General features: G+C 73.5%; 17 protein-coding genes. 6 read left to right on the plus strand and 11 right to left on the minus strand.

Going from position 1 to position 20,450, the window contains the following annotated elements; all coding sequences use genetic code 11:
• Nucleotides 1–106: 106 nt before the first annotated feature.
• Entirely contained in the window at nt 107–1,486 is a 1,380-nt protein-coding gene (locus tag ACFYQQ_RS15540; RefSeq protein WP_355793403.1) for an FAD-binding oxidoreductase, read from the minus strand.
• Between the two features lie 182 nt (nt 1,487–1,668).
• On the opposite strand from ACFYQQ_RS15540, the gene ACFYQQ_RS15545 reads away from it, so the two are divergent.
• Together ACFYQQ_RS15545 and ACFYQQ_RS15550 are read left to right on the plus strand one after the other, a co-directional pair.
• Nucleotides 1,669–2,001 (plus strand): VOC family protein, encoded by a 333-nt coding sequence (locus tag ACFYQQ_RS15545; protein ID WP_355793407.1) that lies wholly within the window; start codon nt 1,669–1,671, stop codon nt 1,999–2,001.
• A 5-nt stretch (nt 2,002–2,006) separates the two neighbouring features.
• The gene (locus ACFYQQ_RS15550; protein WP_388904766.1) at nt 2,007–3,200 is read left to right on the plus strand and encodes a class I SAM-dependent methyltransferase; all 1,194 of its coding nucleotides are present in this window, start codon (nt 2,007–2,009) and stop codon (nt 3,198–3,200) included.
• Between the two features lie 72 nt (nt 3,201–3,272).
• On the opposite strand, the gene ACFYQQ_RS15555 is transcribed toward ACFYQQ_RS15550, so the two are convergent.
• From ACFYQQ_RS15555 to ACFYQQ_RS15585, 7 genes are read right to left on the minus strand one after another with little or no spacing between them, the layout of a single operon-like run.
• Nucleotides 3,273–4,142 (minus strand): alpha/beta hydrolase, encoded by an 870-nt coding sequence (locus tag ACFYQQ_RS15555; protein WP_356164530.1) that lies wholly within the window; start codon nt 4,140–4,142, stop codon nt 3,273–3,275.
• Nucleotides 4,143–4,163: 21 nt separating this feature from the next.
• Nucleotides 4,164–5,528, minus strand: coding sequence for an FAD-dependent oxidoreductase (locus ACFYQQ_RS15560; RefSeq protein ID WP_356164532.1), 1,365 nt, complete (start codon nt 5,526–5,528; stop codon nt 4,164–4,166).
• A gap of 2 nt (nt 5,529–5,530) precedes the next feature.
• Entirely contained in the window at nt 5,531–6,361 is an 831-nt protein-coding gene (locus ACFYQQ_RS15565) for an ABC transporter permease (RefSeq protein WP_355793508.1), read from the minus strand.
• Nucleotides 6,358–7,173: an ABC transporter permease gene (locus ACFYQQ_RS15570; RefSeq protein WP_355793510.1), complete on the minus strand. Its 816-nt coding sequence runs from the start codon at nt 7,171–7,173 to the stop codon at nt 6,358–6,360. The genes ACFYQQ_RS15565 and ACFYQQ_RS15570 overlap by 4 nt, the downstream gene beginning before the upstream one ends.
• Nucleotides 7,170–8,108 (minus strand): ATP-binding cassette domain-containing protein, encoded by a 939-nt coding sequence (locus ACFYQQ_RS15575; RefSeq protein WP_355793512.1) that lies wholly within the window; start codon nt 8,106–8,108, stop codon nt 7,170–7,172. The genes ACFYQQ_RS15570 and ACFYQQ_RS15575 overlap by 4 nt, the downstream gene beginning before the upstream one ends.
• 41 nt (nt 8,109–8,149) lie before the next feature.
• Nucleotides 8,150–8,419, minus strand: coding sequence for a hypothetical protein (locus ACFYQQ_RS15580; protein ID WP_355793514.1), 270 nt, complete (start codon nt 8,417–8,419; stop codon nt 8,150–8,152).
• 24 nt (nt 8,420–8,443) lie between these two features.
• Complete coding sequence (locus ACFYQQ_RS15585; protein WP_356164537.1) at nt 8,444–10,150, minus strand: AMP-binding protein; 1,707 nt, start codon at nt 10,148–10,150, stop codon at nt 8,444–8,446.
• A 150-nt stretch (nt 10,151–10,300) separates the two neighbouring features.
• Here ACFYQQ_RS15585 and ACFYQQ_RS15590 point away from each other — a divergent pair, with 150 nt between their 5' ends.
• Together ACFYQQ_RS15590 and ACFYQQ_RS15595 are read left to right on the plus strand one after the other, a co-directional pair.
• Entirely contained in the window at nt 10,301–11,908 is a 1,608-nt protein-coding gene (locus ACFYQQ_RS15590) for an AMP-binding protein (protein WP_356164541.1), read from the plus strand.
• Nucleotides 11,905–12,660: a 4'-phosphopantetheinyl transferase superfamily protein gene (locus tag ACFYQQ_RS15595; RefSeq protein WP_356164543.1), complete on the plus strand. Its 756-nt coding sequence runs from the start codon at nt 11,905–11,907 to the stop codon at nt 12,658–12,660. Before ACFYQQ_RS15590 ends, ACFYQQ_RS15595 begins: the two co-directional genes overlap by 4 nt.
• Here the strand turns inward: ACFYQQ_RS15595 and ACFYQQ_RS15600 are convergent.
• Nucleotides 12,615–13,829 (minus strand): cytochrome P450, encoded by a 1,215-nt coding sequence (locus tag ACFYQQ_RS15600; protein ID WP_355782076.1) that lies wholly within the window; start codon nt 13,827–13,829, stop codon nt 12,615–12,617. The two genes, ACFYQQ_RS15595 and ACFYQQ_RS15600, sit on opposite strands and share 46 nt — an antisense overlap.
• Before the next feature lie 200 nt (nt 13,830–14,029).
• Here ACFYQQ_RS15600 and ACFYQQ_RS15605 point away from each other — a divergent pair, with 200 nt between their 5' ends.
• Nucleotides 14,030–15,247 (plus strand): cytochrome P450, encoded by a 1,218-nt coding sequence (locus ACFYQQ_RS15605; protein ID WP_388904767.1) that lies wholly within the window; start codon nt 14,030–14,032, stop codon nt 15,245–15,247.
• A 12-nt stretch (nt 15,248–15,259) separates the two neighbouring features.
• Here ACFYQQ_RS15605 and ACFYQQ_RS15610 read toward each other — a convergent pair whose 3' ends face one another.
• Nucleotides 15,260–17,680 carry a BTAD domain-containing putative transcriptional regulator gene (locus tag ACFYQQ_RS15610; protein WP_388904768.1) on the minus strand — a complete coding sequence of 807 codons (2,421 nt, stop codon included), beginning with the start codon at nt 17,678–17,680 and terminating at the stop codon, nt 15,260–15,262.
• A gap of 617 nt (nt 17,681–18,297) precedes the next feature.
• Between ACFYQQ_RS15610 and ACFYQQ_RS15615 the strand changes: the two genes are divergently transcribed.
• Nucleotides 18,298–19,008: a phosphatase PAP2 family protein gene (locus tag ACFYQQ_RS15615; RefSeq protein ID WP_388904769.1), complete on the plus strand. Its 711-nt coding sequence runs from the start codon at nt 18,298–18,300 to the stop codon at nt 19,006–19,008.
• Between the two features lie 83 nt (nt 19,009–19,091).
• Here ACFYQQ_RS15615 and ACFYQQ_RS15620 read toward each other — a convergent pair whose 3' ends face one another.
• Nucleotides 19,092–20,396 carry a glutamate-1-semialdehyde 2,1-aminomutase gene (locus ACFYQQ_RS15620; protein ID WP_355793903.1) on the minus strand — a complete coding sequence of 435 codons (1,305 nt, stop codon included), beginning with the start codon at nt 20,394–20,396 and terminating at the stop codon, nt 19,092–19,094.
• Between the last annotated feature and the right edge of the window lie 54 nt (nt 20,397–20,450).

The following is a 20,450-nucleotide window of genomic DNA, read 5'->3' on the forward strand; positions in this document are numbered from 1 at the left end:
CGCGCACGGCGACGGCGCCCGGACCTCACGGGGAGGTCCGGGCGCCGTCGTGCGCCGGGCCGGCGGCCCCGGGGGACGGGCACCCGCCCGGGACCGCCGGCGGCCTTCAGCTCGCGGGCTTGATGTTGTTGTTGGTGTGGAAGAAGTTGTCGGGGTCGTAGGCGGCCTTGATCCGGGTCAGCCGCTCGTAGTTGGAGCCGTAGGCGTCCTCGATCCGCTCCGCGGAGTCGGCCCCGAGGTGGTTGGCGTAGACCGCGCCGGTGGTGTACGGCAGCAGTTCCGCGTAGACCTTCTCGGTCCACTCGACCGCCTCCTGGTCCTTGGCCGGGTCGGTCCAGGAGGTGAGGATGCTGGTCAGGTAGCCCTCGCGGTGCAGGAACGGGGTCTGCGCCGCGGGCACGTTCGACATCACTCCGCCCATCAGGCCACCGCCGACCAGGCTCCGTTCGGAGGGGGCGTTGACGAACCCGTCGGCCAGGATTTGCAGCGGCTCGTCGCGCAGTTCCGGCAGGAGGAAGGAACGCGGGTAGTACCGGTGGCCGGCGACGGTGTTCTCGTCGAGCATCCGCTGCACCGCCACGTAGGGCATCGCCCCGCAGTGGTCCAGCAGCGCGCCGGTGCCCAGCCCGCGCATCTGCCCGATGAGGCTCTCGGTGGAGTCGTCGGGAGCCGCGTGCACGAAGCCCAGGCCGATCGCCGGCTCGCCGCCCGGGGCGGTGAGGAAGGCGAAGGAGGTGGTCAGCTCGTCGGGGGCGCTCCGGTTGAACTCGTCGAGCCGCCGGGCCACTTGGACCGTCTGGTCGATGGGGAAGGCGAGCAGGCCCGCCATGCAGTCGCCCTGCGGGTGGAGGTCGAACTCGAAGCGGGTGGCCACGCCGAAGTTGCCACCGCCCCCGCGGATCGCCCAGAAGAGGTCGGGGTGGTCCTGCTCGGTGGTGGTCACCAGTCGACCGTCGGCGAGCACGAGGTCGGCGGAGACCAGGTTGTCCACGAGCAGGCCGCGGTAGCGGGCGAGCCAGCCGAGGCCGCCGCCGAGGGTGAGACCGCCGATGCCGATGTACGACTCCTGGGAGCCGGTGACGGCCAGGCCGAAGCTGGTCGTCTCGGCGTCCACGTCGCCCTGTTCGAGTCCCGGCTGGACGGTCAGCCGGCGCTTCGCGGGGTCCACCCGGATGCCGCGCAGCCGCGAGGTGTCCAGCAGCAGTCCGCCCTCGACGGTGCCGGTGCCGGCGAAGCAGTGCCCGCCGCCCTTGATCGCCAGCTCGATGCCGTTCTCGCGCGCGAAGTCGACCACCTTGACGACGTCGGAGGCGCCGTCGACCTGCACGATCGCCCCGGGGTTCTTCTGGAAGTAGCCGTTCCAGATCTGCTTGCGCTCGTCGTAGTCGGCGTCCTGTGCGGTGATGGTCCGGCCCCTGATCGCCTCACTCAGCTCCGCGAGCTTGGATTCCGGGATGGCCTTACCGGTCGCGGTGACGAGTCCCACGTCAGTCCTCCTCATGCGGTTGGCGGGTTCGGCCGGCGCGTCGGGCTCGTGCGAGGGGGCCGATGGAGACCGAACGTACGGCCGCGGGACAGCGCCCGACGCGGGGGTGAAAGAGGGTGGAAAGGCGCCTCGGCGCGCGGGGAGTGCTGGTTACGCTGGCGCACATGTCTGCACTCCGCGCGATGCCGCTGCTCACGGTCAGTGATCTCGAATCCGCAGTAGCCGCCCACATCAGGGTCACCGGGATGGAGGTGATCATGAATCACGGCTGGATCGCCACCCTCGCCCCGCCCACGGACCACTCCGTGCAGGTCAGCCTGATCACCAAGGACCCCACCGGGCCGGTGAACCCCTCGGCCTCCATCGAGGTGGAGGACCTGGACGCGGCACTGGCGGGAGCCCGCGCCGCCGGCCTGGAGATCGTGTACGGCCCGGCGGACGAGGAGTGGGGCGTCCGCCGCTTCTTCTACCGGGACGCCGACGGCAATGTCGTCAACGTCCTCGCCCACCTCTGACCGCCGTGTCCCCCGCATTCCGTCACACCCCTCCCGGAGCCCGCTCCGCGGCTCCCCGTTCCGGTTCCGGCACGCTGCCCGGACAGCGGGGCGGGCCCGCCGCCGAATCCTCCGAGTCCGCGCAGGCCTTCTCCGTACGCCTCTTCGGCGCCGGGCTCGCCTCGGCCGAACTGATGACCTGCTTCCTGGGCCTGGAACTGGGGCTGTACGCGGCACTGCGCCGCACCGGCCCCGCCACGGCCGCGCGGGTGGCCGAGGAGAGCGGTCTCGACCCCCGGATGGTCCGGGAGTGGCTGGAACAGCAGACCTGCGCCGGTGTCCTCACCGTCGACGCGCCCGGAGCCGCACCGGAGGCACGGCGGTTCACCCTGCCTCCGGCCCACGCCGAGGCCCTGCTCGACGCCGACAGCCCGAACTGGATCGCACCGCTGGTGGTGATGCCCGTCGGCGGCATGGCCGCCGTGCTGCCGCAGCTGGTGGAGGCCTACCGCGAGCGCCGAGGACTGCCCTACGCGGCCTACGGGGACGCCCTGCGCGGTGGCCAGGCGGGCCTGAACCGCGGGGTCTTCGAGCACCATCTGCCGGGCTGGATCAGCCGGCATCTGCCCGACGTCGACGCCCGGTTGCGCGTGCCCGGAAGCAGCATCGCCGACGTGGCCTGCGGCTCCGGACTGTCCACCCTGGCGCTGGCCCGGATGTTCCCCGACGCGCTGGTGCACGGGATCGACCTGGACGAGGCGTCGATCCGGGACGCCGAGGCGAACCTCGCCGCGGCCGGTCCCGGAGAGCAGCTGTCCGAGCGGGTGCGCTTCAGCACCGGTGACGCCGGCGGAGCCGAACCGGCCGGGCACACCCTGGTCTGCGTGTTCGACGCGCTGCACGACATGTCCGCACCCGTCGACGTGCTCCGGGCCTGCCGCCGGCTGCTGGCTCCCGGCGGGACGGTGCTGCTGATGGAGCCGTCCGTCGGAGAGCGGTTCACGCCGGCCGCCCCGGACAGCGAACGCTTCCACTACGCCGTCAGCGTGCTGCACTGCCTGCCGGTCGGGATGAGCCGGACACCGAGCGCGGCCACCGGCACGGTGATGCGCCCGGACACCGTGCGCGCGTACGCCGCCGAGGCGGGCCTGGAGACCCGGGTGATCGACGTGGGGCACCCGTTCCACCGGCTGTACCGGCTCACGCCGCGCCCGCGGTGAACGACCGGTGGCGTCCGTACGGTTCCCGGCGCCGGACAAGGAGACCGGGAACCGTACGGACGCGACCGGCGGTCAGGGCTCCTGGGGCCCGTCCTCGGAGGGCCGGCGCGAGCCGCGCGGGACGCCGACCTTGCCCGAGCGCAGGTAGTCGGCGACCAGCGCGTTGACCTCGGTGGGCTTCTCCAGCAGGGAGGCGTGGCCGCAGTTGCGGATCTCGGTGTACTCGGCGGTGGGGATCAGGTCCGCCAGCTCCCGCGACAGGTGCCGGGGCGCGACGATGTCGTGCTCCATCCCGACGACGAGCAACGGCACGCGGACCCGGGCCACTTCCTCGTCGGAGGGCCGGAAGGCGGTGCTCGCCTCGGCATGGCCGATGGCGCCGTGACCGCCCGACTCCGCGAGGCCCGCCAGTCCGTCGAGATAGGGCGCGATGAACTGGTCGCGGTTGAGCGCGCGCGGCCCGAAGAGGTACATCGCGCGGAAGGTGCCCTCCAGCAGGGCCGGGACCTTGTGGCCGTTCTTGAGCCGGTCCACCGCCTCGGCCTGGATGGCCTGTTGCAGCTTGCCGGGCTTCCACGGCACCCCGATGAGCGCGGCCCGCTCGATCAGGTCGGGGCGCTTCATCGCGAGCTCCAGCAGGATCATCGCGCCCACCGAGTAGCCGATGTAGGTGCAAGGGCCGAGCTCCAGGGCCTCGTTGAGCGCGGCGAGGTCCTGTCCGAGCAGTTCCACCGTGTACGGCGGAGGGGTCTCCTCCGAGGGATGCACTCCGCGCAGGTCGAAGGTGACGACCCGGTAGCCGGCCTTCGTCAGCTGCGGCACCTGCATGGTCTCGAACAGGGACGCCTGGTGCTGGCCGGGCACGAGCACGACCACCGGCCCGTCCTCGGGCCCGTAGAAGTCGTAGCTCAGCGTGACGTCCGTGGGCAGGGTGACTTTCATGGTGTTCCCTTCTGTGGGCGCTCAGCCGGTGAGCAGGCGCTCGAAGTCCTGACGACTGGGTCCGACGCGGTCGCGGCTCAGGTCGGGGTGTTCGCGCACGAACGCGAGCACGCGGCGGGCCACCTTGCGGTCCCTCATCAGCTCCGCGGGGGTGAGCAGCATGTGGTAGACGCGCTCGGCGGCGACGCGGACGTGCTCGTCGTCCTCGCGCAGGACGGCCAGGGCGGTGAGGACGCGGGAGGTCAGCGAGTCGTCGTGCGAACCGCCGGCGAGTTCGGCGAGGCGGGCGGCGTCGGTGGCGACCTGCTGCTCGAACCACTGCCCCAGGCACCGGTCGGTGGACGCGTGGGTCTCCAGGGCCCAGGCGGCCGGCTCCTGTCCGAGCCGGCCGAGTTGGTCGGCGACGGTCCGGGCGTGGGCCAGGCCGAGCGAGACGCCGCGGCCGAAGGTGGGGTTGGTCTGGGCGCACGCGTCGCCCACCAGGGCGTAGCCGGTGACCAGTGGGGCGCCGCCAGCCGTCAGCGACCGGTAGCGGTTCTCCAGGCCGGCCATCGGCAGGGGGTCGCCGACCGGGGTCGCCCCGTCGAGCCAGTCCCGCACCGGAGCCACGCTGGCCAGGAAGCGGAGGTAGACCGCGCGGTCGAGCAGTCTCCTTCGCGCGGGGTCGTGGGAGGACACCGTCGTGGACAGGTGGAAGCGGCCGTTGTCACCGGGGAAGGCCAGCACCGTGGCGAAGTCGAGTTCGTGCACCACCGGCGCCCGCAGGGACGGGAACCGCCCGCCCTCCCTCAGCGCGAACTCCTGGGCGATGTAGGAGAAGCCGCACGCCTGGGCCCGCTCGCGGGGAGGGGCGCCTCCGATCGCGGTCAGCCAGGCCGCCGCGGCGGATCTGCGGCCGGTCGCGTCCAGCACCACGTCGGCGGTCACCTCACCGGTCTCCGCGAGGCGGACGCCGTCCACGTGGGGGATGCCGTCCGGCGCCCCGGCACAGAGCAGGCCGGTGGCCCGGTCACGCAACAGCGTGACCGCCGGATCGGCGGCGGCCCGACGCCTGAGGGCGGCCTCGAAGACGAGCCGCCGGCACAGCAGGCCGAGATCGCCGTTCCCCGTCTCCAGCGTCACGGGCACCGCGCCGCGGCCGGTCAGGTCCGCCAGCACCTCGGGGCACTCCTCGCGCAGCACGCCGATGCCGAGCCCCAGCAGGGCGTGCCCCTGGCGGGCGTGCGGCACACCGCGCCGTTCCCAGCCGGCCACCTCGGCGTGCGCACCGCCCTCCGGTGGCGGGCCGTCCCGCTCGACGAGCGTCACCCGGTGGCCGCGGCGGGCGGCGAACGCCGCGAGGCCGAGGCCGGCCACCCCGGCGCCCAGCACGACGATGTCCGCCACGGTCAGCCCCGCTTCACGAGCGTCGCGAAGCGGCGGGTGGCGACGACGGTGCACACGGCCGTGACGCCGAGGGCCCAGGCCGCGGTACCGAGCACCGGCACCGTCAGCGCCCCCTCCCGGGCCAGGGACGCCAGTGCGTCGGAGGCCAGCGAGACCGGGTTGGCGCTCACCGCGGGCCGGATCCAGTGAGGGAAGGCCTCCAGGGGCACGTAACCGCTGGACATCAGGGTCAGCACGAGGGTGGGCATCTGCACGTAGCGCACGATGATGCCCGGGTGCTGGGCGACGAGCGCGACGGCGACGGCCAGCGCGCTGCACATCATCCCGAACAGCGCCACGATCCCGAAGAAGCCGAGGACGGCGAGCGGTCCTCGGGAGAACCGGAAGCCGACGGTGTGGGCGATCAGGGTCACCAGTACGGCGACCCCCATGATCCGTACGAAGTCCCCGCCGATCCGGCCGAACACGTAGGCGCGCATGTCCAGCGGCATCGCGCGCAGCCGGTTGAACACCCCGCTGCGGATGTCGCTCCACAGGGCGATCGCGGTGGTGAGGATCGAGGAGAACGCCGTGGTGAGCACGATCAGCGGAGCCAGCCGCTGCACGTAGTCGACGTCCTGGGTGTCGCGTACGAGCACGTTGAACGCGGCCAGCAGCATGAAGAGCTGAAGCAGCGGAAACGCGACGGTGACGATGAGCATCATCCGGTTGCGGACGAACTGGCGGACGACCCGGCCGGCGATGACGGCGCAGGCGACGGTGAGGGTGGCCGGCTCGGGTGAGGGGGACGGCGGCGCGGTGGGTGCGACCGGCCCCGGCGACTGCACGGTCATCGGACGGCCACCTTCCTGAACGCGGCGGTCGTGGTCCACGAGAAGAGGGCGAGCAGGGCCACCAGCCAGGCGAGTCCGGGCAGGACGGCACCCCAGGTCGGCTCGGTGGTCGAGAGGGCGCGCAGCGCGTCGATCACCCCGGACACGGGCGAGGCCGAGACGATCGGCTGGAGCCAGCCGGGGAAGAGGTCGGCCTCGACGAAGCCGGTGGAGAGCACCAGCAGGGGCAGGTACGGCAGGTGCAGCACCGCGCTGAGCGCCTCCAGGTTGCGCAGGCGCAGCGCGATGGTGGCCGTGGCCAGCGACAGTGCCACGGTGAACGCCACGGCGAACGCGACGAACGCCAGCGCGGCGAGCACACCCTGGTCGAAGCGGAAGCCGGCCAGGTGCCCGGCGAGCGCGATCACGACGGTCGACAGCAGGCCCTGGAGCGCCACCACGCCCAGGTGCGCCAGACTCATCGCGCGCATGTCGACCGGGCTGGTGAGCAGGCGGGTGAAGACGCCGCTGGAGCGGTCGGCGGCCAGTTCGGTGGCGCTGCCGATGGCCACGAACATCAGCGCCTGCACCAGCACGGTGGGGGTCACGAACCGGCCGAAGCCGATGCCCTGTTCGTCCAGCATCCGCGCGAAGGTGCAGTAGAAGATGGCGAAGAAGAGGAGCGGTTGCACCACGGTGGCGATCAGGCCGGCGCGCGAGAACGAGCGGGTGCGCAGCCGGTCGAAGAGCACGTGGAAGTCGTGCTGCCAGCCGGCCGGGCGGCCCGGGACGGGTGCGGCGGGCACGCCCGTGACGTCGGACGCGGTGCTCATCGGGTGGCCTCCCGCTCCAGCGGCTCGGTGAGCGCGAAGAACACCTCGTCGAGGGTCGGCCGCGTGACCTCGATGTCGGCGATCCGCAGTCCCGTGCCGTCGAGCCGGCCGATCACGGCGGCGATCTCCTCCGGGTGGGACATCGGTACGGTGACCTTGTCGCCCTCGGCCACCGCGCCGGGCAGGTCGCGCAGTGCGTGGCGGACCGCTTCGGGGTCGGCGCCGCCGGTCAGGGTGAGCCGGCACATGATGCCGCCGACGTCGCGCTTGAGTTCGTCCGAGGAGCCGTCCGCGAGCACCCGGCCCTTGTCGATGACGACGATGCGGTCGGCGAGCTGGTCGGCCTCGTCCAGGTACTGGGTGGTGAGCAGGACGGCCACCCCGCGGCGGGCCTCGGCCCTGACCATGTCCCACAGGAGCTTGCGGCTGCGCGGGTCGAGGCCCGTGGTCGGTTCGTCGAGCACCAGCACCGGCCGGGGGACCACGAGACTGACCGCGAGGTCGAGGCGCCGGCGCATGCCGCCGGAGAGGTATCCCACCGGGGTGTGGGCGGCCTCCGCCAGCTCGAAGCGCTCCAGCATCTCCCCCGCCCGCCCTTGCGCCTCGCCGCGGCTCAGTCCCAGCAGCCGGCCGAAGAACACCAGGTTCTCGCGTGGGCTGATCTGCTCGTCCAGGGCGGCGAACTGCCCGGTGACGGCGATGTTGGCGCGCACCAGGGAGGGTTCGGTCTCCGGGTCGTGGCCGAGGACGCGGACGCTGCCGCCGTCGGGCTGGAGCAGCGTGGTCAGGCAGTTGATCAGGGTGGTCTTGCCGGCGCCGTTCGGGCCGAGCAGGCCCACCACGGTCCCGGCCGGTATCCGCAAGCACACCCGGTCCAGTGCGGTCTGGTCACCGAATCGCTTGGTGAGGTCCGAGAGGGAGATCGCCTCGGTCATCGTGGCTCCTTCGTGGCGTCGTGCTCGGTCGGTGGGCGCGGTCACGACGGTGTCCTGACCTCCACCTGGCTCAGGACGTAGGCGAGGACCTGTTCCGTGGTCTGGATGGAGCGGCCCGTCTTCTCGTCGATGGGCGGCAGGTCGAAGTCGTCCTCGATCGCGAAGGCCATCTCCAGCAGGGCGAGGGAGTGGAAACCGAGGTCCTCGACCAGCCGCATGTCCTTGCCCGCTTCGAACCGCTCCCGTTCGGGGGCGAGTTGCTCGATGATCGCGAGCACGGTCTCGCGCACCTCTTCACTGGAGTAGGGCATGGGGTCTCCTGTTCTCCGGCCCGGTCAGGCGGGGGTGTCGGTCGTGGCGGGCACCTGGTCGAGGAGGTGCTCCCGGCGGAGGTGCTGCCACAGCTGCGGGCGGCGGCTCTTGCCGCTGCTGGTGCGCGGGATCGCGCCGCGCGGCACCCGGGCCACGCGTCGGCGGGTGCCGGGGCAGGCGGCGGCGAGCACGTCCTCGGCCACCTCCGCGGCGCGCGGGCCGAGGTCCTCCAGTACGGCCACGGCGTGCGCTCGGCCGCCGGCCTCGCCCAGCACGACACAGACCCGGCTGAGGTCGAGTCCGGCCTGTCCGAGCATCAGCTCGACGTCCTCGGCGAAGAGGGAGCGGGCGTGGACCTTGACGCTGTCGCCGAGCCGTCCCAGCACGTAGAACTCGCCGCCCAGCTCGAAGGCGACGTCGCGGGTGAGGAGCCGGCCGTCCTCGAAGGCGGTGCCCCGGCCGGGGGCCGCCGCGAGGTAGCCGTCGGCCAGTGAGGTGCCGGTGACCACCAGTTCGCCGGCGTGGCCCTCGGGCAGCGGCCGCCCGTCGTCGTCGACCACCTGAACCGACAGGCCCTCCAGGGCACTTCCGCAGCTGATCACCTGCACGCTGTCGCCGGTGCCTTCGTGCTCCGGGGTCTCGGCGAGCAGCCGGACCCTCGCTCCCACCCGCAGGTCGTCCCGGTGCACGCGGACCGCGCGCGGGGTCCGGTCGACCGGGACTCCCGTGACGGCGAGCGTGCTCTCGGCGAGGCCGTAGGCGGTGGTGAGGGCGGTGGGTGCCAGCCCGTGGGGCCGCATCAGTTCGGTGAAGCGGTCCACGACCGCGGGGTCGACGCGTTCGGCCGCGACGATCACGGCCCGGGTGCGGGACAGGTCCGCGCCCGCCAGGTCGGCGTGACCGATCTTGTCCACGATCCGCCGCAGTCCGAACGCCGGGGTGGCGGTGATCGTGGCGGGCTGGGCGACCCGGTTGGCGTCGAAACGCGTGACGTAGGCCATCGGGTGCCGGAGGAAGGTCTCGGGCCTGCACACGGCCAGCCGGTTGTTGCCCGAGACCGGCACCACCAGGCAGCCGATGAGTCCCATGTCGTGGTGCATCGGCAGCCACGAGCACCAGGAGTCGTCGGGGCCGGCCTGCTCCCAGGCTCGGATCGCGGCGGTGTTCGCGTCGAGTGCGGCGTGGCTGATCCGCACCCCGCGGGGCCGTCCGGAGCTGCCCGACGTGAACTGGACCAGGGCGCGTTCGTCCGGGGCGCGACGGCCGGGCGCGGCCTCGGCGAGCTCTTCCAGGAGCAGCACCCGGGTGCGCGGCCCGGCCTCGGCGAGTACCTCCACGAGGTGGTCGCGGTGGGCGGCCTCCACCACCACCGCGCCGGCGTCCACGGCGGCGACGACGGCACGGGTGTGCGCGCGGCCGGCCTCCCCGGACACCCGGGTGGGCGGCGCCAGCACGCTCACCACGCAGCCGGCGGCCTGCACGCCGTAGAAGGCGGCGATCAGGTCGGGCCCGGTGGAGCAGAGCAGCGGCACGACCGCCCCGCGCGGCACGCCCTCCGCGATCAGCCCTCCCGAGATCCGGAGGGCCGCCGCGGCGATGTCCGGGTAGGGCCGGTAGGTGTGGGAGACCTCGTCGAACATCTCGACCCCGGTGTCGTGGCGGGGCGCGTCGAGCCAGCCGAGCGTGCGGGGCACGTCCGTGCGGGCTCGGAGCGTGGGGGGTCGGCTCATCTGCCACTCCTTCGTGGGGCGCCCCTGGGGGCCGGCGTCTCCTCGGCGACGCTGGTGACACTAGGAGCGATCGCGGGGAGGGCCGTCGTCTCTTTCACGGCTCTGTTCGTCCCGGGCGTCCCGGCCGGGCGGGCCGGAACACTGGCGCCCATGGATGAGTTCACGCCGTGGAGCGACGAGGACGCCGCCCGCTACCGGGCCGCCGGGATCTGGCGGGGGGTCCCGCTGGGCGACGCGCTGACCGCCGCGGCCGGGACCACTCCCGACCGGACGGCCGCCGTGGACCGCAGGCGCCGGGTGACCCACGGTCAAGTGCGCGCCGAGGCGGACGAGATCGCCCGCGGGCTCCTGGCCCGGGGGGTGAACCCCGGGGACCGGGTCATGGTCCAGCTGCCGAACGTCGTCGAGTTCCTCACCGTGACGGTCGGGATGTTCCGCGCCGGCATCATCCCGGTGTTCGCGCTGCCCGGGCACCGCACGAACGAGGTGCGGCACCTGATCGAGGCGTCCGGCGCGGTCGGCTACGTCACCACGGACCGCTTCCAGGGCTTCGACTACCGCACCCTCGCCCGCCACGCGGCGGCCCTCCCCGGGGTGCGGACGGTGGTCGTGGCCGGCGACGGTGAGGAGTTCACCCCGCTGGAGCGGATTCGCGCCCAGGGCGCCGGAGCCGGACCGCTCCCCCGCGTCGATCCGTCCGGTGTCGCGTTCCTGCTGCTCAGCGGTGGCAGTACGGGCAAGCCCAAGCTGATCCCGCGTACGCACGACGACTACGTCTTCAACATCGCCGCCTGCGCCGAGGCCCTGGAGTTCGGTGCCGACAGCGTCTACCTGGCCGCGAACCCGGCGGCGCACAACGCCGCGCTGGGATGCCCGGGCGTGCTCGGCGCGCTGCTGGTGGGCGGCAAGGCCGTCCTGGCCGCGAGCCCCTCCCCCGACGAGGTGTTCCCGCTGATCGGCAAGGAGGGGGTCACCCACACCACGGTGGTGCCCGCTCTCGCGGCACTGTGGTCCCGTGCCGCCGCTGTCCGCCCGGTGGACATGAAGTCGGTGGTACTTCAGGTGGGCAGTTCCAAGTTCGACGAGCAGGCCGCGGGCCGCACGCAGTCCGCGCTCGGCTGCCGGATCTCCAACTGGTTCGGCATCGGCGAGGGGCTGCTCACCTACACCCGCCTCGACGATCCGGACGAGGTGGTGCACGCGACCGAGGGCCGGCCGCTGTCCGAACTCGACGAACTGCGCCTGGTCGACGAGGAGTTGCGCGAGGTGCCGGCCGGCGCGGTGGGCGAGCTGGTGACTCGCGGGCCGTACACGATCAAGGGCTACTGGAACGCGCCCGAGGCGAACGCGGCCTCGTTCACGCCGGACGGCTTCTTCCGCACCGGCGATCTGGCCAGGCTCACGCCCGAGGGCAACCTGGTCGTCGTCGGCCGCGCCAAGGACGTGATCAACCGGGGCGGCGAGAAGGTGTCGGCGGACGAGGTGGAGGGGCACCTGCGCGGGCACGAGGCCATCGAGGACGCCGCGGTGGTGGCCCGCCCGGACCCCGAACTCGGCGAGGCCGTGCTGGCGTTCGTGGTACCGGGCGGCGGCGCCGGGCGGGCGCCTTCGCTGGTGGAGATCAAGCGGTATCTGGCCGGCCGGGGGCTGGCCGCGTTCAAGCTGCCCGACGAGGTCCGCGAGCTGCCGGTGCTGCCGCGGACCCCGGTCGGGAAGATCGACAAGGTCGCGCTGCGGGCCGCGGTGGCGGCCGGTTGATCCGCGCGCTGCTGCCGGCCGGCACGGCGGCCCGGTCGAGCGGCGGCGAGCTGACCGGCCCCGGCCTCTTCGAGCCCGAACTGCGGCAGGTGGCGGGCGCGTCGGCGCGACGGCGGGCCGAGTACGCGACCGTGCGGCGGCTGGCGCGCGCCTGCCTGGCCGAGCTGGGCGAAGCACCCGTACCGCTGGCGCGCGGTGCCGGCGGGGCGCCCCGTTGGCCGGCCGGGACGGTCGGCTCCCTGACGCACTGCCCCGGCTACCGGGCGGCGGCGGTGGCGCGGACCCGTGACGCCGACGGGCTGGGCATCGACGCGGAACCGCGCGCCCCGCTGCCCGCCCGGGTGCTGGCCCAGGTGGCCTCGGCGGCCGAGCGGGCCCACCTGGACGCGCTGGCGGCGGCGGAGCCGGACGTGCCGTGGTGCCGGCTCCTCTTCAGTGCCAAGGAGTCGTACTACAAGGTCTGGTATCCCGCGATGGGGTGCTGGCTGGGCTTCGACGACGCCGAGGCCGTCCTCGAAGGCGGCCGGCACCGCGGGTGGTTCACGGTGCGGCCGGTGGCGGGCGGTGCCCGGCGGGTGCGCCGGACCGACGCGGACTTCGACGCCGCCACCACCGGCTTCCCGGCTCTGCGGGGGCGCTGGGCGGCCGGTCCCGGCGTCGTGGTGACCGCGATCGCCGCACCGGTGGGCTCGCTGCCCCGCCCGGGTCAGGCGGGGCGCACCGCGACCGGCATGCCGCGGTGGGCCCAGTAGGGGAACCGGAAGCCGCCCTCGCTGGGCTCCCACAGGCCCTCACCGGCGGACTCGATGTCCGCGAAGCGGGTGACCAGCCGCTCGAAGACCACCGCGCCCTCGACCCGCGCCAGCGCCGCGCCGAGGCACAGGTGCACCCCGCCGCCGAAGCTCAGGTGCGCGTTCGGCGACCTGGTCAGGTCGGCGCGGGCCGGGTCGCGGAACACCCTCTCGTCGTGGTTGGCGGAGGCCAGCAGCAGCACCACCACCCGCCCCTTGCGGATCGTCAGGCCGGCGACCTCGACGGGCTCGACGGCCATCCGGGTGGTCGCGTGGATCGGCGCGTCGTAGCGCAGGAACTCCTCCACCGCGCTGCCGACGATGCCCGGGTCGGCGCGCAACTGCCGCTGCGTGTGCGGCTGCCGGAGGAACAGGTCGCCGCCGGTGGCGATCGCGTTGGTCGTCGTCTCGAAGCCGGCGTAGTAGACGAACAGCGCGTTGTCGATGATCTCCTCGTCGGTCAGCGGCTCCTCGCCCTCCCTGACCGCGGTGATCATCCGCGACAGCAGGTCCTCGCCCGGCCGGCGCCTGCGCTCGCGCAGGAGTCCGACCATGTACTCCCGCAGCTCGACCACGGCACTGTGCGCCTCGCGGCGCTTGTCCTCCGGGATGAAGACCGCGAACGCCTGGGCCAGCGAGGTGGACAGGCGGGCGATGTCGGCACGGTCGGGGCGGGGGATGTCGAGCAGTTCGCTCATCACCATCATCGGTACGGGCACGGCCAGGTCCCGGACGAGGTCGAAGCGGCCCTCGTCGGCGAACCGGTCCAGCAGCCCGTCCACGAGCCGGCCGACGGGTTCGCGCATGCCGCGGACCATCGCGGGGCTCAGCGACTTGACCAGCAGCCGGCGCAGCCGCGTGTGGTCGGGCCGGTCACGGTCGACGACGATGCGCCGCAGGTAGTCGTTGGCCGGTCCCGCGCCCACCGACATCTCCTGGTACTCCTCGGGGAACTCCCGGCCCAGCCGCGGGTCGCGCAGCAGCGCGGAGACCTCCTCGTACCGCGGGAAGACCCACTGCCCCGGGCCGCCCCGGCAGACCGGGCCGTGGTCGCGCAGGCGGCGGTAGACCGGATAGGGGTCACGCATCGCCCGTGCGTCGTCCAGCAGGAAGCGCGGCATGTTCAGCACGCTCTTCAACGCTGCGTCACCTCCCGGCACCCGCGGGTGCTCGGCCGTGTGGTCAGGTCGTTCCCCGGCCCGCCCAGTGTGGGAGCCCGGCGGGTGGCGGCGGGCGGCCGTGAAGGACTGACGACAGGTTCCCGCGACCCCGCCGCGGAGCTGGCAGGCTCACGGGACACCACGCGCCAGCCACAGGAGGTGCCGGCCGCATGCGCACGCTGCCCGCCAGGTTCGACTCCCGCGACCCCGCCGTGGTCGCGGACCCCTACCGGGTGTACGCCGATCTGCGCGCCGCCGGCCGGCTGGCCCGCGGCGCCGCCGGCCAGTGGGTCGTCTCGCACCACCGGGACGTCAGCCTGCTGCTCAAGGACCGCCGGCTCGGGCACGAATACCCGCCCGAGTACCACGAGTTCTCCACCGGCGCCGGACCCGCCAACGACTTCCTGAAGCGGATCGTGCTGGACCAGGACGCACCCGCGCACACCTTCCTGCGCGGGATCATGCAGCGTTCGTTCAGCCCGAAGCTGATGCGCCGGCTGGAGGACTACGTCGCCACCCAGGTGGACCGGCTGATGGCCGAGGCCCGGGAACGCGCGGGCCCCGGCGGGGTGCTCGACGTGGTCGGCGACCTGGCCTTCCCGCTGCCGGTCACCGTGGTGTGCGAGCTGATCGGCATCCCGGACGTGGACCGGGCCGCGGTGCGGCCGTACGCCGTGGAGCTGGCCAAGGCGTTCGCCCTCTACGTCCCCCCGGAGGAGCGGGCGTCGGCGCACGAGGCGGTCACCTGGCTCCGGTCCTACGTCTCGGCCCTGGTGGACGAACGGGCCCGGCGTCCCACCGACGATCTGGTGAGCAACCTGCTGGCCGCCCGGCGCACCCATCCCGGCTTCGACCGCGAGACGCTGGTGGACAACGTGGTCTTCCTGTTCTTCGCGGGCTTCGAGACCACCACCAACCTGATCTCCACGATCTTCTCGGCGCTGCTGCGGCACCCGGGGCAGCTCACCCTGCTGCGGGCCCGTCCGGAGCTGGCGGTCCCTGCCGTGGAGGAGTTCCTGCGCTACGACGCGCCGATCCAGGCCACCGCACGCTACGTGCGGGAGCCGGTGGAGATCGACGGCCGGACCGTGCGCGCCGGCCGCATCCTGGTGCTGCTCCTCGGCTCCGCCAACCACGATCCGGCCCGGTTCGCCCGCCCCGGGGAGCTCGACATCACCCGCGACCCCAACCCGCACGTGAGCTTCGGCGGCGGTGTCCACCACTGCCTGGGTGCGGCGCTGGCCCAGGTGGAAGGGCGTGCGGTGCTGCGGTGGCTGGCGCACGCACCGGCCACCCCGGTCGCGGCGGGCGCGGTCGAGCGCCGTCCCAGCGTCACCTTCCGCGCGTACCGCAGCATCCCCGTCAGGCTTCAGCCCGCTCCGCGGTGACCGGCGGCGCCTTCACCGCGACCCCGCCCGGCCCGCGGCACGCCCCGGCCGCACCGCGCCCGCGGAGTGCGGCACGGGGCTCCCCCACCGGGGCCTGCGGGACACGGTGATGTTCAGCGCCTCGCTCGCCAGGGTCCTGCTCTGCTCGATCAGCCCGGTCCGCCGGCACGCGGCGGCGAGGCCGAGCAGCGCCGCCCGGAACATCTCGGACTCCTTCGGCGGCCGTGCCGCGTCGCCGTACGCCGCGCCCTGGTCGAAGGCCTGGCAGCCGTCCGGCGCCAGGACGAACCGCAGGTTGTGCGCGAGTTGCGCGGCCGGCACGAAGAACCCCTCGTGCCGGGCCGTGCACAGTGCCGCCAGCATCGCGGGTGACTCTCTCTCGCAGATCTCCGTCGCCTCCTCCCGGCTCTCGATCTCGGGGAGGTACGGGACGGTGTCCACGCGGGCGTCGGTCTCCGGGTCCTTGCGGCCGAGGAGCGTGCAACTGCGGTCGCTGACCGCCAGGTGGTAGTCCAGCAGCCGGCGGAGCGCCGAGCGCCGCCTGTCGCTGCGCAGCAGCCACTTGACCTCGCCCATGCCCGCCGTGACACCGGCCACGAGTCCGTGCAGGGAGTAGCGGCCGAGACGGGGCTGCTCCAGGAGGTTGACGTCGAGCAGGCTCTCCAGGAGGAGTTCGGCCTCGGGCGGGCTGGTGCCGAGCAGGGCGGCCGCCTCGTACGCGTCCAGGCTCGCGTCCGGCAGCAGCGTCAGCACGCCCAGCGCGTCCCGTTGCGCGTCGGTCAGGGTCTCGAAGGAGAGCTGGAGCACCGAACGGACACTGCGGTCACCCGCCTTCAGTTCGGCGGGACGCCGCTGCATGTCGTCCAGGCGCTCCACCAGGTGGGACAGATTCCAGGTGGGGCGGCTGCGCAGTTTGGCTGCGGCCAGCCGCAGCGCCAGCGGGAGTCCGCCGCAGTGTGCGACGAGCCGCCGGGTGGCCTCCGGGTCCAGGCCGTCCCCCAGCAGCCGCTCGACGAGCGTCCTGGAGTCCGCGTCGCTCATCCGGGAGACCGGGCAGGGTTCGGTGCCGTCCAGGCCGTAGAGACGGCGCCGGCTGGTGATCAGGGCGAGGGAGCCGTTGCCTGGTGGCAGCAGCGACACGATCTGCGCCTCGCTCGCCGCGTTGTCGAGCACCAGCAGCACCTTGGACTCGGCCAGCAGGGCACGCCACATGGCCACCTGGGTGTCGAGGTCCGCGGGGATGCGCGCCGCCTCGGTGCCCAGCGAGCGGAGCAGCACGTGCAGGACCTCGGCCGGCTCACGGGGCCCCTCCCCCGGGCTGAACCCGTGCAGGTCGACGTAGAACTGGCCGTCCGGATAGTCCTGGGCCAGCCGGTGCGCCGTGTGCAGGGCGAGTGCCGTCTTGCCGATGCCGCCCATGCCGTCGACGCAGATCAGCAGCGGCCCGGAACCCCGCGAGCCCTCCCTGGCGGTCCGCAGCAGGGCGTCGACCTCCTGGCGGCGGCCGACGAAGTCGGTGAGACCGTGGGGCAGGGTGCAGGTGGGGCGGATACGTGCCCCGCGGGAGGGCGCCACCGCCGGGTGTCTACCCGCGTCACTCCTCGACGCGGAGTCCTGCCCCCGATATCCGGGGGGAGCGCCGGCCCGCAGGTAGGCCAGCGCGTCCCCGCGCAGGACCGCCTTGTGCACCTGTGCCAGCGAGTGGTCGGGATCGATCCCGAGCTCGTCGCGGAGCAGGGTGCGGATCTCGGCGTACTCGGCGAGCGCGTCGGCCTGCCTCCCCGAGAGGGACAGCGCGAGCATGAGCTGCGCCCGCAGGTCCTCCGCCAGCGGGTGCTGGGCCACCAGGTCCCGGAGATCCCCTATGACCAGCGCGGGCGGCGACGAGCGCAGCTGAAGGGTGATCAACTCCTTCTGCACCGCCAGCCGTCGCTCCTCCACTACGCGCGCGGCCGCGCGGATCGATCCGTTGTCCAGCTCGTCGGCGTCGACGACGTCCGCCGCGACCTGCCCGCGGAACAGGGCGAGGGCCGCCTGCAGTTCGCCGATCACCTGGGCCTCGTCCGCTCCGCCGTCCGTCAACTTGCGGACCCGCAGGCGCCGTTGGTTGAACTCCACCAGGTCGGACTCGGCTGCGCCCACGTCGAGCCGGTAGTTCGGGCCGTCGGTGAGGAGGTAGTCGCCCGCGCCGGGGATCGCCTGCCGGAGCTGGGCCACCGCCTTGCGCACCTGGTTCGAGGCGGTGGCCGGGCAGCAGGTGCCCCAGACCGCCCGGGCGAGCCGGGGGGTGCTGAGCACCTCGCCCGGGGACAGCATCAGCACGGTGAGCACACGGCGCGCCACGGTGCTCGGCAGCCGGGCGGCGGCATCCCCGCACCGCACCGCGACGGGCCCCAGCACCTGAAAGCGCAGGCCCTCTTCCCCTCGCGTCATGCGGCGGGCTCGCAGGCCGCGGGTATGCGCGTACACGGTGCTCCGGCCACGAGGACGGGCCCGCGGCATCGGCGGTCGACCGATGAGCGTGAGCCGTCTCGTGCGGACACCGGCGTGGCAAGTGATCCGCCGGCGCGTGACCCCGAGTGCGGGGCCGGTAAGACCCGCGTTCCGGTCACGGTACAAGCGGACTTCAGGCCGTCCATCCATTCCCCCTTGGACCGAGCATGGGCTGAAGCTGAAGCCGTGGTGTTCGTCCGCCGGCCCGTGGCATCGGGCCCCTGATCCCGGACACGGCTGTAAACCTGGGCCTTCCGGCGGGACTTCGCGGTTTGAGCCGGAGTGCGGCCGGTGTGTACTTTGCCCCGTCATGTGGACATCCGCAACCGCGTGGACCTGTCCGTCATGTGGACTGTTGCCCCGCACAGTCCGGGGGATGCGTCGCCTTCCCGTTCCGTACGGCCCGGGAGGCCGCGTTCTCCCGGAGCGTCAACGGCGGAACGGGGCGCGGGTTAGGGTCGCCGGGAGGTGGGCCGGACGACACGGGGGGACGCGTTGGATCACCTGACAGGAGGGACCGGAACACCGGCCCGGCCGGGCCGGTACCCGGTGGGCGCGTGAAGGGCCGGCCGGCGCCCGCGGTGCTGCCGCTCTCGCTGCGCTCCTGGCTCGGACCGGTCGCGTGCCTCGCCGTGCTGGTGGTCGCCGGCATCGGGGTCCTGTATGCCGGCCACGGCGAACCGGGCGCGGTGGACCGGTGGTTCGTGGAGCCCACGGCGGACAGCGTGGGGCCGCCCTGGCGGCGCGTCGCCCTGGCCGCGGACTTCCTCGGCGAGCCCGCCGGAGCGGCGGCGCTGGTCGTGGTCGTCGTGGCGGGCTGTCTGCTGCTCCGGCGTCCTCGCGCGGCGGTGCTCGCCGTCGCCGCCTCCGGTGCGGCCGTGGTCACGGCGACGCTGCTCAAGCACCTGGTGGGGCGCACCATCCACGGCGACGACAACCTCTCCTACCCGAGCGGGCACACCGCCTTCCTCACCGCGCTGGCCCTGGTGGTGGCGCTCCTCGCGGCCGGCCGGCCCGGCCTCGGCAGGAGGGCGGGCGCGTCACTCGTGCTCGCCGTGGCGCTGGTCGCCGGCGCCGCCATGGGGTGGGCGCAGGTCGCCCTCGGCGCCCACTACCCGACCGACGTGCTCGGCGGCTGGTGCACCGCGCTGGCGGTGGTGCCGACGACCGCGTGGCTCGTCGACCGGGTGGCCGACGGACCCGGCGGCCGGGCGGACGCCCGGGTGGACGACCGCCCGGCCCACTCCGGCCCGCGAGCACCTCACTGACGAGACCCCCGGGGCCCCCAGCGCCCACTGTCTGACATAACGTCAAATAGGCAGCGGTTCGCCGTGACTGACGTTACGTCAGGTCAGGCCCGACGGCGGAACACGGGCTTCACGGGCCGTCCGGTCAGCCAGGGGGTGGGGTCACCGGCGTCCAGTGCCTTCCGGTACACCGCGCACGCCTGGGCCACCACGTCGACGGTGTGATCGATGTCGTCGTCGTCGAGCGCGCTGCTCACCACGAAGGACGGGGCCAGCACCCCGCCCGCGAGGAGCCGGTGCAGGAACAGCGTGCGGTACGGCTGCGACGGCTGCCCCTTCTCGTCGAGCGTGGCGAAGACCAGGTTGCTGGCCCGGCCCCGGACGAGGACGTGGTCGCCGACGCCCATGCCGGCCGCGGCTTCGCGGACGCCGGCGGCCAGCCGCTCGCCGAGGGCGTGCAGCCGCGCGGTGACGCCCTCCTCGGTGTAGGTGGCCTGCACGGCCATCGCGGCCGCCAGGGAGTGCGTCTCCGCCCCGTGCGTGGTGGACAGCAGGAACACCCGGTCCTGCTCGTGACGCAGCCCGCCCAGCTCCATCAGGTCGCGGCGCCCGGCCAGCGCGGAGACGGCGAACCCGTTGCCCAGCGCCTTGCCGAAGGTGGAGAGGTCCGGGACCACGCCGTACAGGCCCTGGGCGCCCGCCTCCGACCAGCGGAGGCCGGTGATCATCTCGTCGAAGACCAGGACGCATCCGTGCCGGTCGGCCAGTTCGCGCAGTCCGGCGAGGTAGCCGGGCGGCGGCTCGCGGTGACCGGCGGGTTCGAGGATCAGGCAGGCGACCTCGTCGCGGTGCCGGGTGAGCAGTTCCTCCGTGGCGGCCAGGTCCCCGTAGGGGAACGCCACGGTGAGGTCCGTGATCGCCTCCGGGATACCCGCGGACATCGGCGTGGTGCCGATGAACCAGTCGTCGACCGAGAAGAACGGGTGGTCGCCGCAGATGGCCACCTTGGGCCGGCCGGTGACGGCGCGCGCGAGGCGTACCGCCGCGGTGGTGACGTCGGAGCCGTTCTTCGCGAACTTGACCATCTCCGCCGTCGGCACGGTGGCCAGGAAGCGCTCCGCCGCCTCCGCCTCGACGATGGACGGGCGGACGAAGTTGCTGCCGCGGTCGAGTTCCCGTCGCACCGCCTCCAGCACGCGGGGATGGGCGTGACCGAGGCTGACCGACCGCAGACCGGAGCCGTACTCGATGTACCGGTTGCCGTCGACGTCCCACACGTGGGCGCCGCGGCCGTGGCTGATGACGGGGGCCAGGTTCTCCGGGTACTGGTCGTCGCCCTTGGCGTAGGTGTGCGCGCCGCCCGGGATCAGGGCGTGCAGCCGCTCGTTCGCCGCCTGCGAGCGGGGCAGCGCGAACTCGGCTGTCCCTCGAGCCCGTTCGGTCTCCGCGGTCGCGGCGGTCGC

The organism is Streptomyces sp. NPDC005496, assembly GCF_042872045.1.
Lineage (GTDB): Bacteria > Actinomycetota > Actinomycetes > Streptomycetales > Streptomycetaceae > Streptomyces.